Annotated in this window: 14 protein-coding genes and 1 pseudogene; 7 read left to right on the top strand and 8 right to left on the bottom strand. The window is 64.0% G+C overall.

Annotated features, from left to right (window positions below; all coding sequences use genetic code 11):
- Positions 1-91: 91 nt before the first annotated feature.
- The 3 genes from K663_RS05880 to K663_RS05870 are packed head-to-tail and all read left to right on the top strand — an operon-like array spanning position 92 to position 3132.
- Positions 92-1477 (top strand): aspartate aminotransferase family protein, encoded by a 1386-nt coding sequence (locus K663_RS05880; RefSeq protein ID WP_062115315.1) that lies wholly within the window; start codon positions 92-94, stop codon positions 1475-1477.
- An 18-nt stretch (positions 1478-1495) separates the two neighbouring features.
- The gene (locus tag K663_RS05875; RefSeq protein WP_062115312.1) at positions 1496-1990 is read left to right on the top strand and encodes an Lrp/AsnC family transcriptional regulator; all 495 of its coding nucleotides are present in this window, start codon (positions 1496-1498) and stop codon (positions 1988-1990) included.
- Positions 1987-3132 carry a M20 aminoacylase family protein gene (locus K663_RS05870; RefSeq protein WP_062115309.1) on the top strand — a complete coding sequence of 382 codons (1146 nt, stop codon included), beginning with the start codon at positions 1987-1989 and terminating at the stop codon, positions 3130-3132. Before K663_RS05875 ends, K663_RS05870 begins: the two co-directional genes overlap by 4 nt.
- On the opposite strand, the pseudogene K663_RS05865 reads toward K663_RS05870, so the two are convergent.
- From K663_RS05865 to K663_RS05840, 6 genes and pseudogenes are all read right to left on the bottom strand, one after another.
- A pseudogene (locus tag K663_RS05865) lies at positions 3122-3795 on the bottom strand (copper resistance protein B). The gene K663_RS05870 and the pseudogene K663_RS05865 overlap by 11 nt on opposite strands.
- A 171-nt stretch (positions 3796-3966) precedes the next feature.
- Complete coding sequence (locus tag K663_RS05860) at positions 3967-4929, bottom strand: copper resistance protein B (RefSeq protein WP_062115303.1); 963 nt, start codon at positions 4927-4929, stop codon at positions 3967-3969.
- Positions 4926-6680, bottom strand: coding sequence for a copper resistance system multicopper oxidase (locus K663_RS05855; RefSeq protein WP_062115300.1), 1755 nt, complete (start codon positions 6678-6680; stop codon positions 4926-4928). The genes K663_RS05860 and K663_RS05855 overlap by 4 nt, the downstream gene beginning before the upstream one ends.
- 31 nt (positions 6681-6711) lie before the next feature.
- The gene (locus tag K663_RS05850; protein ID WP_062115297.1) at positions 6712-7293 is read right to left on the bottom strand and encodes an RNA polymerase sigma factor; all 582 of its coding nucleotides are present in this window, start codon (positions 7291-7293) and stop codon (positions 6712-6714) included.
- Positions 7290-7730 carry a periplasmic heavy metal sensor gene (locus K663_RS05845; RefSeq protein ID WP_062115294.1) on the bottom strand — a complete coding sequence of 147 codons (441 nt, stop codon included), beginning with the start codon at positions 7728-7730 and terminating at the stop codon, positions 7290-7292. The genes K663_RS05850 and K663_RS05845 overlap by 4 nt, the downstream gene beginning before the upstream one ends.
- Before the next feature lie 3 nt (positions 7731-7733).
- Positions 7734-8000, bottom strand: coding sequence for a hypothetical protein (locus tag K663_RS05840; protein WP_062115291.1), 267 nt, complete (start codon positions 7998-8000; stop codon positions 7734-7736).
- 141 nt (positions 8001-8141) lie between these two features.
- On the opposite strand from K663_RS05840, the gene copC reads away from it, so the two are divergent.
- Entirely contained in the window at positions 8142-8519 is a 378-nt protein-coding gene (gene copC / locus K663_RS05835; protein WP_062115288.1) for a copper homeostasis periplasmic binding protein CopC, read from the top strand.
- A gap of 3 nt (positions 8520-8522) precedes the next feature.
- Positions 8523-9428: a copper homeostasis membrane protein CopD gene (copD, locus tag K663_RS05830; RefSeq protein ID WP_235589530.1), complete on the top strand. Its 906-nt coding sequence runs from the start codon at positions 8523-8525 to the stop codon at positions 9426-9428.
- Between the two features lie 140 nt (positions 9429-9568).
- On the opposite strand, the gene K663_RS05825 is transcribed toward copD, so the two are convergent.
- Positions 9569-10567, bottom strand: coding sequence for a 2-hydroxyacid dehydrogenase (locus K663_RS05825; protein WP_062115285.1), 999 nt, complete (start codon positions 10565-10567; stop codon positions 9569-9571).
- 125 nt (positions 10568-10692) lie between these two features.
- Here K663_RS05825 and K663_RS05820 point away from each other — a divergent pair, with 125 nt between their 5' ends.
- Positions 10693-11163: an SH3 domain-containing protein gene (locus K663_RS05820; RefSeq protein WP_062115282.1), complete on the top strand. Its 471-nt coding sequence runs from the start codon at positions 10693-10695 to the stop codon at positions 11161-11163.
- Between the two features lie 4 nt (positions 11164-11167).
- Here K663_RS05820 and K663_RS05815 read toward each other — a convergent pair whose 3' ends face one another.
- Entirely contained in the window at positions 11168-12748 is a 1581-nt protein-coding gene (locus K663_RS05815) for a peptide MFS transporter (protein WP_062115280.1), read from the bottom strand.
- 111 nt (positions 12749-12859) lie between these two features.
- On the opposite strand from K663_RS05815, the gene K663_RS05810 reads away from it, so the two are divergent.
- Positions 12860-13438, top strand: coding sequence for a nitroreductase family protein (locus K663_RS05810; RefSeq protein ID WP_062115277.1), 579 nt, complete (start codon positions 12860-12862; stop codon positions 13436-13438).
- The last annotated feature ends 43 nt before the right edge of the window (positions 13439-13481 follow it).

The raw sequence follows: 13481 nt of genomic DNA, 5'->3' as shown, positions 1-13481 counted from the left end.
CCGCTGCTCCTTCATCCTCTGTCCGAAATTGGCGCATCCGGCCGCCGCAGCGGGATAGTCTGGCCCGACAGACAACATCGCGAGTTTCCTGATGACGCTGCAATCCAATCGGTCCCTGCTGGACATCGACCGCGATCACCTGATCCATCCCGTCACCTCCTTCCGCGCCCATGAAGCGCGCGGCGCGACGCTGCTGCAAAGCGGCGATGGCATGTGGCTGACCGACATGGACGGCAATCGCCTGCTGGACGCCTTTGCGGGCCTGTGGTGCGTCAACGTCGGCTACGGCCAGGAAAGCATCGTCGAAGCCGCCGCCGCGCAAATGCGCCAGCTTCCCTATGCGACCGGCTATTTTCACTTCGGATGCGAAACAACCGTCCGGCTGGCCCAGAAGCTGGCGGACCTCAGCCCCGAAGGGCTGGACCATGTCTACTTCACCCTCGGCGGCTCCGATGCCGTAGACTCCGCCGTCCGCTACATCGTCCATTATTTCAACGCCCTCGGAAAGCCGAACAAGAAACAGTGCATCGCGCTCGACCGGGGCTATCACGGCTCCAGCAGCACTGGCGCCGGCCTGACGGCGCTTGCCAACTTCCATCGCGGCTTCGACCTGCCGCTACGATGGCAGCACCATATTCCGTCGCCCTACCCCTATCGCAGCGACCTGACCGACGATGCCGCCATCATCGCCCGTTCCGTCCAGCAACTGAAGGACAAGGTCGCGGAGATCGGCGCCGACAATGTGGCCGCCTTCTTCTGCGAGCCTATCCAGGGATCGGGCGGCGTCATCGTTCCGCCCAAGGGCTGGCTCAAGGCGTTGCGGGACGCCTGTACCGAACTCGACATCCTGTTCGTCGCCGACGAAGTCATCACCGGTTTCGGCCGCACCGGCCCGCTCTTCGCCTGCGAAGAAGAAGGCGTGGCCCCTGACCTCATGACCCTCGCAAAAGGACTGACGGCGGGTTACGCGCCGATGGGCGCAGTGCTGATGTCGGACAGGATCTATCAGGGTATCGCCGATGGAGCCGCGCCAGAACTGGCGATCGGCCACGGCTTCACTTATTCCGGCCATCCCGTCAGCGCCGCCGTCGGCCTGGAGGTCCTGCGTCTCTACACCGAAGGCGGCATCCTCGCGAACGGCCAAAGCGTCGCCGGGCGTTTCGCGGCGGGCCTGGAAGGCATCGCGGATCATCCTCTGGTGGGAGACACGCGTGGCCGTGGTCTGCTAGGCGCGATCGAGCTTGTGAGCGACAAGGGCAGCAAGGCGCGGCTAGACCCGGCGCTCAAGATACCCGACCGCCTTTTCGCGCGGGGCTATGCCAACGGCGTCATCTTCCGCTCCTTCCCTGACAATATCGTTGGCCTCGCCCCCGCGCTCTGCGCATCCGACGCGGAGATGGACGAGATTTTCGCGCGCATTCGCAAAACGCTCGACGACCTGCTGGAAGAGGCAGATATTCGCGCGGCGGTGGGATAAACGGGGGGAATCAGGCGCATGTTGAATGGCCCAAAACTGGACCGGATCGATCTTAAGATCCTTACACAGCTTCAGCTATCCGGCCGTATCACGAATGTCGAACTGGCGGACGCCGTCGGCCTGTCGCCCAGCCCCTGCCTCACCCGCGTCAAACGGCTGGAAAAAGCTGGCTACATCACCGGCTACGGCGCGCATATCAATTTGCACAAGCTGGGCGAGTTCCTCACCGTTTTTACCGAAGTCACGCTGACGGAGCATCGGGCGGGCGACTTTTCGCGGTTCGAAACGCGCATCCGCAAGCTCGACGAAATCGTCGAATGCCATCTGGTCAGCGGCGGCTATGACTATCTGCTGAAATTCGTGACACGCGGCGTCGCCCATTATCAGTCGATCATCGAAGGCATGCTCGAAAGCGATTATGGCATCGAAAAATATTTCAGCTATGTCGTGATCAAGTCGCCCTTCATCAAACATCATTATCCCATTCAGCACCTCTTCGGGGAGCAGAAATGATCGATGACCTGCTGGAACCCCTGATCGCCTTCCGCCGCGACATTCACGCGCATCCTGAACTGGGCTTCTGCGAACATCGCACTGCCGGGCGGATTGCCGAGCGGCTTCGCGCGCTGGGCCTGGAAGTGCATGAGGGGATCGGCGGAACCGGCGTTGTGGGAGTCCTGAAAAACGGCGCATCCACCCGCAGCATCGGCCTCCGCGCAGACATGGACGCGTTGCCGATCCATGAACAGACCAACCTGCCCTATGCCAGCAAGACAGATGGCACCTTCCATGGCTGCGGCCATGACGGCCATGTCGCCATGCTGCTGGGCGCCGCGCAGCATCTGGCGCGAAGCCGCAATTTCGACGGCACCGTCAACTTCTTCTTCCAGCCTGCCGAAGAAGGGCTGGGCGGCGCGCGGGAGATGGTGAAGGAAGGGTTGTTCGAACGCTTCCCCTGCGATCGGGTATTCGGCCTGCACAACTGGCCAGACCTGCCCGCTGGCACGATCGCCACGCGTCCCGGCCCGATCATGGGCGCGGCCGACAAGTTCGAGATCAGGCTGGAAGGACGCGGCGGCCACGCCGCCATCCCGCAGGACACGCCCGACGCGATCCTGGCTGCCGCCAGCCTGGTCACGCAACTCAACAGCATCGTCGCCCGCCGCATCGCGCCGACTGCATCGGCGGTGCTATCCATCACCCAGATTCACGGCGGCCACACCCATAATGTGATCCCGGCGGAAGTGAGCGTCAGCGGCACCGTCCGCACCTTCGACCCTGCGGTACAGGACGTGATCGAGGACGCCTTGCGCAAGATTGCCGCTGGCGTGGCGATGGCCCATGATGTGACGGCGCAGGTGGATTATCAACGCTACTACCCCGCGACGATCAACGACGCCGATGCGGCGCGTGAAGCACTGGATGCCGCCGCTACGGTAGGCATCGCACAGGTGGCGCCCGATCCCGCCTTCACCTCGGAAGACTTCGCCTTCATGCTGGAAGCGTGCAAGGGTGCCTATATCTGGCTGGGGCAGGCTCAGGCGGAAGGCTCCGTGCCGCTCCATAACCCGCATTATGACTTCAATGACGATGTGCTTGGCCTGGGCATTCGCCTGCATGTCGCGCTGGCCGAGCGGCATCTCGCTAAAGGCTGAATCCGAATCCCGCGACCGCCATCGTCGATTGCAGCGTCTCACCCTGCATGCGGGCGAGATCGCGGCTGTCGCCCACCAGCCGTTCATGCGCCACGCCCACGAAGGCCGTGACATTATCGTTCAGGCGGAAACGCAGACGCACGGACATTTGCCCGCGCCCACGCCATCCGCCTCCAAGCGCTGCGCCGACCAGGCGATAGAGGCACGCGGCTCAATGTAGATTTTCTCAGTGATCGGCAGCTGATAAATGACCTGCGCATCTCCAGTCAGGCGGCCGTCGTCCGACAGAAATGCGTAGCCTTCCCAGCTGAAGCGGGATCCGACCGATCCCTGCGCGCCGATCATGGCGTAACTGTCATGGGGATGCGGCTGAAAATCATGCCGGACACCGGCAAGCAGCACGACATTGTCGCTGATCGACCGGCCATAAAGCAAGCGCGCCTGCACATCGTCGATCCGGTTGCCGACCGCGCCGCCGCCTTCGATCATCAACATCACCTGGTCGGTGCTATCCCCATAGGAAAAGCTGCCATCCCACAGGAATATCTCATCGCCCTTCCCTGCCCGCAGTTCGATGAAGTCGAACCCTCCGTTCAGCGCCGCCTTGTCGTCCTCGGCAGCAGCCTGGGCGAATACAGGCGCGGCCCCCGCCAGAGCGCACATAGCAAGAAGGGAGCGGAGGAAGGCGTTGCGCACGATCTACCCTGATCTGTTTTTCGGTTGTCGAGGACCAGATTAGTTGCAAGGGGCAGCGCATACGCGCGAAGCAGACGGGCCACGCCGACAATCATGACAAGTTGTCATGGACCTGCGGCACATCCTGCCGCGTCGGCGTCAGAACCAGAAACGCACCCCCATAACCAGGCTGGTGGCCGAAGCGCCCTCTCCTTCCGCGCGCGCAAAGCGCGCCGTATCGCCCAGCTTGCGTTCCCAGTTGATCCCCACATAGGGAGCGAATTCGCGGGCGAATTCATAGCGCAGCCGGAGCCCCAGTTCGATGTCTGACACGCCCGACCCGATGCCCAGTTCCGACACATCCTGCGCTGCGATATTCACCTCGGCGGCGGGCTGAAGGATCAGCCGCTGGGTGATCCGCTGGTCATAGTTCGCCTCCAGCCGCAGATGCGCGTCCCCCTTGTTGGACAGGAAAGCCTGCGCCCCCACCTCGAACCAATAGGGTGCAAGGCCTTCTACGCCGACCACGGCATAGGTTCGGTCTGGATCGGGACCGAAATCGTGCCGCACGCCCGCTTCGAGATTGAACCACGGATCGATCGCACGGCTGTAGAGCGCCTGCACCTCCGCGCTTTCCAGGCCACCGCCAATCTCGCCTTCGCCCTCGGTCTTGAAGGCGAAGCGGTTTATGTCGCCGCCGATCCAGCCTTCGCCTTCCCAATGATATCCGTCTGCTCCCTTGCCCACGCGATATTCCAACCGGTCGAGCATGACTTGGGAGAAGGTCATGCCACCGCTTTCCTTCAGCATCGCGGCGCGGGCGCGCGCCATCTCGGCGGGGCTGTGAAATGCTTCGGCGGCGTGATCGGTGGGGGCCAGCGGCGCATCGCCCCTGGGGACGGCGTCATCTGCTGAGGGCATGGCGTGCCCGGCATGGGGATTATTATCCAGGGGCACTTCAACAGGGGCCTGATGGGCCGAATGATCCTGCCCCGCCTGCTGCGATTGCTCCGGCGCGCCATGATCCATCTGGCTGTGGTCCATCTGGCCATGGTCCATTTCCTGCGCCAGCACGGCGGAGGGTGCGGATGCCAGCATAAGGGCTGCGGCGAACATCCTCATGCCGCCTCTCCCTCATGCCGGACAGTCACGACCCGCATCATCCCCGCGTGCATGTGCATCAGCATGTGACAGTGAAAGGCCCAGTCGCCCAGAGCGTCGGCGGTGAGGTCGAAACTGACCTTGCCGCCGGGCAGCACATTCACCGTATGCTTGAGCGGATTATGCTCCCCAGCACCCGTCACCAGTTCAAAGAAATGGCCGTGCAGGTGGATCGGATGCGGCATCATCGTGTCGTTGACCAGGTTCACGCGCACCCGCTCCATATGACGGAAGGCGATCGGATCGGCCCCGTCGGACAGCTTCACCCCGTCGAACGACCACATATAGCGTTCCATGTTCGCGGTCAGGTGGATGTCCAGCGTCCGCGTGGGCGTGCGCCTGTCCCTGTTCGGCTCCAGCGATTTGAGGTCCGCATAGGTCAGCACCCGATGCGCGACATTTTCCAGCCCCGTGGGCCGATCAGCCGTCCGGTCGGCGGGCATGGGCGAAAGGGTGGCGACGCCCGGCCCCATCTTCACCTGCGGCGCGACCGACTTGTCGCGCATCTTCATCGAATGGCCGGACATGCTCTCATTGGCGGGTTGGCTAAGGTCGATGACGCCCCCCTGCCCCATGTCCATCCCGGACATGTCCATCCCCATGTCCTTCATGCCCAGCAGCGGTCGTTCGCGCAGGGCGGGCACATCCGCTACCATGCCGACGCGCGGCGCCAGCGTCGCCCGCACCAGCCCCGACCGGTCGATGGCTTCGGCGATCAATCCATAGGCTTTCGCCTCCGTCGGCTGCACCACCACATCATAGGTTTCGGCGATGCCGATCTGGAACTCGTCCGTCTCGACCGGCTGGACATGCTGGCCATCGCACTGCACCACCGTCATCGGCAGTCCCGGAAGCCGCACGTTGAAATTCGTCATGGCCGACGCGTTGATGATCCGCAGCCGCACCCGTTCACCCGGCGTGAACAGCCCGGTCCAATTCTCCGCCGTCCCATGCCCGTTGACGAGGAAGCTGTAGGTCGATCCGGTGACGTCCGAAATGTCGGTCGGGTCCATGCGCATCGCGCCCCATTCCAGCCGCTCCTTCGCGCTCTGGTCCTCGCCCGCAAGCAGACCGGCCAGCGTCTGCCTCTGCATGTTGAAATAGCCGCCCATCTGCTTGAGGCGCTTGAGCAGCACATGCGGATGGATCGGGCTCCAATCGGACAGCACGATCACATGCTCGCGCTCGCTGCGCACCGGATCGGCTCCGGCAGGGTCGATAACGATAGGCCCATAATGGCCCATCGCCTCCTGCATGCCAGAATGGCTGTGATACCAGTAGGTGCCCGATTGCCGGATCGGAAATTCATAGGTGAAGGTTTCGCCCGGCCGGATACCGGGGAAGCTGACGCCGGGAACGCCATCCATCTGAAACGGCACGATCAGGCCGTGCCAGTGGATCGACGTGTCTTCCTTCAACTGGTTGGTGACGGACAGGCGGACATTCTGCCCGTCCTTCAGGCGAATGAGCGGCGCGGGCAAGGTGCCGTTGATCGTCACCGCATGGGCCGACCGTCCGCCGGTGGAAAAATGGCTTTCGCCGACGGTCAGCGCGATAGCTTCACCGCTCAACACACCCGGCGCTGGCGCAAGTCCGGCAGTCCCGCTCTTCGCCCATGTTGGCAGCGCGCGGCTCAACGCCAGCGCGCCGCCGAAATGGCCCAGGCCACGGATCAGGCTGCGGCGATCAACATCATGTAATGGGAAAGGCATGGGATGCTCTGCAAAAAGGGATCGTTCAGATTTATACGCGCGTCGAGCCATCACCCCTCAAAAATTCGGCCAGCTTTTGGCGCGCTCGGTACAGGCGGGTCTCCACCGCCTTCTCGCTCAATCCCAGCGTCTGCGCCGCTTCCGCCTGGCTCATTCCTTCGATCGTCCGCAACAGCAGCACATCCTTGAGATTGGCCGGCAAAGCAGCAATCGCCGCATGGATCCGCGCCAGTTCCCTCTGCGATTGCACTGCCTCCTCGGGCGTCAGCGCATTATCGGCGACAATCGCCGCTTCCTCCATCGGCCGCGCGAAGGTGAAAAAACGCCGCACCGCCCGCCGCCGCGCCCAATCATGGCATTTGTTGATCGCGATCCGGGCGATCCACAGCCGGAAAGGCCGCGCCCCGTCGTAGCGCGCCAGCGCGGCGAAGGCCGAAATGAACGTCTCCTGCGTGATATCAAGGGCCTCGGTCGCGTCGCCCGCATGTCCCCGCGCCAGCCTGTAAACCCCATCACTATGCCGCCGCATCAATTCACCATAAGCGTCCTGCTGTCCCGCCAAGGCAAGCCCCGCCAGCTCGGTATCACCTCGGTCGGCGAGCGAAGACCTCACCGCGCAGGTTCGGTCAGAACCTTGACGACGGCGGCGTCGAACTGCGCCGCCTGGTCGGGCCGCAGCACTGCGCGCATCGCGAAGATGTGCTTCAGCGTCTCTTTCTGCAGCATTCCCATGACATGGTGCGTTCGATCGACGGCTTCGCTCACCTTCGGCCCATAGCCATGTTCGGCTGCTATAGCCTGCGCCAGCCGCGCATTGTCCGCGCGCATCTCGGCCTCCATCGCCGCGCGCCGTCTGGCGAAATCCATCTCCAGCGCATGAATGCGCCGCTCCTGTTCCTCATCCAGCTTCAGCTTCTGGTGGATGAGGGAGTGTACCTCGCTCTCGACCCGCGGTTCAGGTGCAATCCACATGCGCGCGACCAGCACCGCCGCCAGCGCAGCCGCAAAGGCGACCAGCACGACCAACCCATATCGGCCCGCCCCCTTCATCGCCTATTGCCCCAATAGCTGCGAAGGCGCGTAATCGGACATGCCGATCACCACAGGCGCGGACGCCGCCTGCGCCGGAGCGCCGGGGACGACACTACCGACCCAGCCGATGCCGATCGCCAGCATCCCCGCCAGCGCCAGGCTGCGCCGCGCCACGGCCCGTTCACGGCGAACCGCCACGCCGGCCATCACCACCTCTTCCATCCCCCCAAGGCGCGGATCGGCGGGCAGCGCACGAACCTGGCTCAGCAATTGGTCGAGGTCGCTCATCACTTGCACTCCCATTACACGCTCAAGGATACGCGTTGCGCGTGCCGATCCCTCATGCAAAAATTTATGCCGGTTCGTCGAGGGGTGACAAAATCCGTTGCGTACTATCTCGTAACCGCAATCCGATTGGAGATAAGCCCCATGCGCCGCATCCTGTTCACCGCCGCCCTCGCGCTCGCCGCCTTGCCCTCCGTGGCGATGGCGCATCCCAAGCTGCTCTCGTCCACCCCGGCTGCCAACGCCACCGTCGCCAAGCCGACCAAGCTGACCCTGACCTTCTCCGAAAAGCTGCTTGCGCCGCTCAGCGGTGTTGAACTGACCATGACCGGCATGCCGGGCATGGCCAGCCACGCGCCGATGCCGATAAAGGGCTTCAAGACCGCCGTCGAAGGCGATGGCAAGACACTGGCCGTCACCCTGCCTCGGGCGCTTCCGGCGGGCAGCTACGACCTCAACTGGCACATCGTCGGGGCCGACCAGCACAAGATCACGGGCAAATACAGCTTCTCGGTAAAGTAAACCGTGTCGATCGACGGGCTTCTCGTCGCTGCTCGCTTCGGCCTTTACGCCGATCTGGCCGCCCTCGCCGGACTCCCCCTCTTCTGGTGGAGCATGCGGCAGGGCATAGGCGCGGGAGCCCGCATCATCATGGCGTGCCTTGCGGTTGGCGGCATGGCGTTTTCGGCGCTCTGGCTGCTGGCCAGCGCCGCCGCCATGACGGGCACGTCCATCCTGGCGCCTGATTGGAGCGTCGTGGACATCCTGTTGCGCGAAACCATGATCGGCCCGCTTCTGGGCGTTCGCGCGGTCGCCTTGCTGCTCCTGCTCCTGCTGATCGCCGTCTGGCGGCAGGGGACAGGACCGCCTGCCGTCCTCGCCCTTTTTGCGACCATTGCCGCCGCCACCCTCGCCTGGTCAGGCCACGCCGGCGCAACCGAAGGCGCAGCAGGGACGGTGCATCGTTTCGCGGATGTGCTGCATATAATCGCCGCCTCCGCCTGGTTCGGGGCGCTGCTTGCATTGCTGGTCAAGCTGTCCCCCGGCAAGCCGGACGCCGGAAAGATGCAGCAGGCAGCGCTCATGCTCCACCGCTTCTCGACCTTCGGCACGCTGTTCGTCGCCACCCTGCTTATCAGCGGTACGATCAACAGCGTGATGATCGTCGGACTGCCCAATATGCCGCTGCTGCTCGACAGCCTTTATGGCGCGCTGCTGCTGGCGAAACTTGCGCTGTTCGGCGGCATGCTGCTCCTCGCCGCTCTCAATCGCTGGCGCCTGACCCCCGCTCTCTCGCGCGCCGCCGATGGCCAGGAACTGGCGTCCGCCCGCACCCATTTGCGACTGTCGCTGACGCTGGAAACGATCCTCGCCGTGGCGATCCTGGCGCTGGTTGCGGCGCTCGGAACGCTCGATCCGCTGGGCGGCTAGGCGGTATCGACATTCAGATGATGGCGAGCCGAAAACGGTGGTTTTCCGCGACCCGAAGCGCAGCGTACTAGAAGTAGGTGAGCATCGGAAGCGCGGGAAGTCGCCGTTTGCAGGCCGCCAGGGCTGAATGTCGATACCGCCTAGATCCAGCCTTCCAGAACCTGGTTGGGCGGGCGGTGGCCATCCGCCCAGCTGCGGATGTTGGCAATCACCCGCGCGCCCGTGGCGTCCCGCCCCTCAAAGGTCGCCGATCCCATATGGGGCAGCAATACGACATTGGACAGCGCCAACAGGCGCGCATCGACGGCCGGTTCATGGGTGTATACGTCCAGCCCGGCTCCCGCGATGCGGCCCTCGGCCAGCGCGGCGATCAGTGCCGGTTCATCCGTGATCTCGGCGCGTGAGGTATTGATCAGATAAGCGTCGGGCCGCATCAACGCGATGCTGCGCGCATCAATCATGCCCCGGCTGTCTGCATTGAGCGGGCAGTTGATCGATACGATGTCGCTTTCGCGAAGCAGGGAATCGAGGTCGGGGCGCCAATCCGCCGCCAGTTCCTGCTCCACCTCGAACGGCAGGCGGTGGCGATTGTGATAAGCGATCGACAGCCCGAACGCGGTCGCCCGCCTGGCCACCGCCCGGCCGATCCGGCCCATGCCGATGATGCCCAGCTTCTTGCCGCCGATGCGATGTCCCAGCATGCCGGACGGGCTCCAGCCGGGCCACTCACCCGTCCGCACCAGCTTTTCGCCTTCGGCAAGGCGTCGCGGCACCGACAGGATCAGCGCCATGGTCATGTCTGCTGTATCTTCCGTCAACACGCCAGGCGTATTGGTGACGATGATGCCCCTTCGCCGGGCAGCACCCAGGTCGATATGATCCACGCCGCTGCCAAAGCTGGCGATCAACTGCAACCGTTCCGGCGCAGCATCGATCAGGCCTGCGTCGATCTGGTCCGTGACGGCGGGCACCAGCACGTCGCACTGCGCCATGGCGCGCGTCAGCGCGGTCCGGTTCATGGGCACATCGCCCACATTGAACACCGCGTCGAACAGTTCCGCCATCCGCGCCTCCACATTGGGGGGCAGGCGGCGCGTCACGACGACACGCGGCTTGGCGGGACGCGGTTTCTTGGCCATGCTTGGCCGCTATTCCTGGTGACGACGATGGTCAAGCATCTTGTAGAGCGCGCCAAGACAATGGTTGTCGGCGGCGATTGCCGGGCGCTATAACGTGCCCCGTATATGAAAGGGAAAGATCGGGCATGAAGGGCTATTTGCGGCGCGCGGGGATTGTCGCCGCCGCGCTGTGCATTGCAGGTGAAGCGTCCGCCTCACCGGCAAAGCCCGTCCCCTATTGGGCATCGGTCAGCCAGGATGAAGCACGCATGCGCGTCGGCCCCAGCCTGGATTATCCATCCAACTGGATCTATCGCCGTCGCGACCTGCCCGTGAAGGTCGTTCAGGTGTTGGGCCTCTGGCGCAAGGTCGAAGACCCCAGCGGCACGCAGGGCTGGATGCACGTGCGGTTGCTGAGCGACACGCCGACCGCCATCGTCACCGCGCCCGTCGCGCCGATGCGGCGGTCGGCCAATGATGGCGCGCCTACCGTCTTCCGCGCGGAAAAGGGCGTCGTCGGCCGACTTTCATCCTGCAATGACGGCTGGTGCGCCTTCGACGTCAGCGGCCAGCGCGGCTACATTCGCGCCACCGACATATGGGGCGCGACCTCCTGACCGGTCACGCCCGCTCCTCGCCCTTGCCATCGACGATCGCGAAGCTGTCGCGCTGCGCCTCGGCTTGCGCGCCATCCTCACCGCTGACCGGATCGTCATGCATCAGCCGCTTGACCAGCGGCGCGATGGCCATCACCACGATGCCGATACCGATCGACCACCAGCCGATCCGGCTATAGACAGCCAGCACCCCGTCACGCGACGCCGTGCCTCCCTCGCCTCCGGTCGCGGCGGCGATCATCCCGGCCGCATATTGGCCGAGCGCCATCGCCAGGAACCAGATGCCCATCATCAGCCCGATCATGCGGGATGGCGCGAGTTTTGACATGGCCGACAGCCCCACCGGGGACAGACACAGTTCACCGAGCGTGTGGCAAAGATAGAGAAGGAAGATGAACAGCACCGGCGTCAGCGTCCCCGGCGCGCCAGTCCCCGCCACCAGCACGAGAAATCCCGCCCCCACCAGGGCCAGCGCCATGCCGAACTTCGCAGGGGTAGAAGGCTCCCACCCCCGCTTTGCCAGCGCGATCCAGAGCGCCGCGATCACCGGGCCGAATATCAGGATATAGGCGGCATTGACCGACTGGAACATCGACGCCGGTACGTCAAAGCCAAGGATATGCCGGTCGGCATAGCGGTCGGTGAAAAGGCTGAGCGACGATCCGGTCTGCTCGTAAAGCCCCCAGAACAGCGGATTGACGACCAGCAGGAACAGCGCGGCCAGCATGCGGTCGCGCCCGATGCGCTCCATCCGCCCGAATGCTTCCCAGAGGATGTACGCCACCATCAGCAGGCTCGCGCCCGCCAGCATCCATCCGACCACTACATGCTGCTGGATCAACAGCCAGCACAGCAGGATGGACAACAGGCTCGACAGATAGACCAGCCATTCACGGCTGATGACGCCGCCGATCCGCTCCGCCAACCGCTGCGGATCAGGCGGCTCTCCCCCACCCTGCAACAGCGGCCTGCACAGGACGAAACCGATAACGCCAGCAATCATCCCCACCGATGCCGCGCCAAAGCCCCAATGCCATCCCCAGCGTTGCCCCAGATAGCCGCAGATCACTGGCCCCAGCGTCGCGCCCACATTGATGCCCATGTAGAAAATCGTATAGGCCGGGTCGCGGCGGATGTCGTCGCGCGGGTAGAGCTGACCCACCAGCGCCGACACGCTGGCCTTCAGGAAACCGGTGCCGACGATCACCGTCGCCAGCCCCAGCCAGAATAGGCCGAGACCCATGCTGCTGGCGCTATCCTCCGCCTCCAGGCCCAATATGATGTGACCAATGGCAATGACGATGCCGCCGAACAGCACCGCCTTGCGCTGCCCCAGATAGCGGTCAGCCAGATAGCCGCCCATCAGCGGCGAAATATAGATGAGCGACATATACGCGCCGTAGGAATGGGCGGCATCGCGGTCGGAAAAAAGGAAATGCTGCGTCAGGTAGAAAATCAGCAGCGCGCGCATCCCATAGAAGGAAAAGCGCTCCCACATTTCGACGAAGAACAGCAGGAACAACCCGCGCGGATGGCCGATCCAGGTCTTGCCCGCCACAGGTTGGATTTCAGGTGAGGTCGCCATCCGTTTCCTGTCCGGCCAAATGCTTTGAGCGCGAACCTAGAGCGGAAATCGCCAGCCTGTCAAAGCAGCCGACACTTGCGCGCCGGGCGCAGCTTCGCCATCTGACGCGTCATGTTCAATGACGCCTCCACCCCGCTGTCGCTCCTGCGCACCCGCCGTTCCGGCAAGCCCCGTGACCTTGTCGCCCCAGGCCCCGACGCCGCCCAGTTGCGCCAGATATTGGAAATCGCCCTGCGCACGCCCGACCACGGCAAACTCGCCCCCTGGCGCTTCGTCATCGTCCCGCAGGACAGGCGCGTCCATCTGGCGGACCTTCTGGACAGCGCCTATCGCCGGGAAAAGCCCGATGCCGGCCGGTTGGAGTTGGAATCCATGCAGCAATTCGCCCATCAGGCGCCTGCACTGGTGGTCGCGCTGTCCGCCCCGATCCAGGGCAGCAAGATTCCCCTTTGGGAACAGGAATTGTCCTCCGGCGCGGCGATCATGAACCTGCTGCACGCCAGCCACGCCCTGGGCTTCGCGGCCGGGTGGCTCACCGGCTGGCCTGCCTATAATGAGGACGTCCGCGCCGCCTTCGCGCAGGGAAGCGAACGGATTGCCGGGTTTATCTTCATCGGCACGCCGGGCCGCCCTCAGGAGGAACGGCCCAGGCCGGACTATGATCAGATAGTTTCAGTCTGGAACAGCTAGTTACAGTGGCAACTGCCAAAGGGTGACGGCTCGCCTTGACCTG

The organism is Sphingobium sp. MI1205 (assembly GCF_001563285.1).
GTDB lineage: Bacteria > Pseudomonadota > Alphaproteobacteria > Sphingomonadales > Sphingomonadaceae > Sphingobium.
Note: the sequence above shows the minus strand (reverse complement) of the source record. Positions and strands in the feature narration are given on the sequence as shown.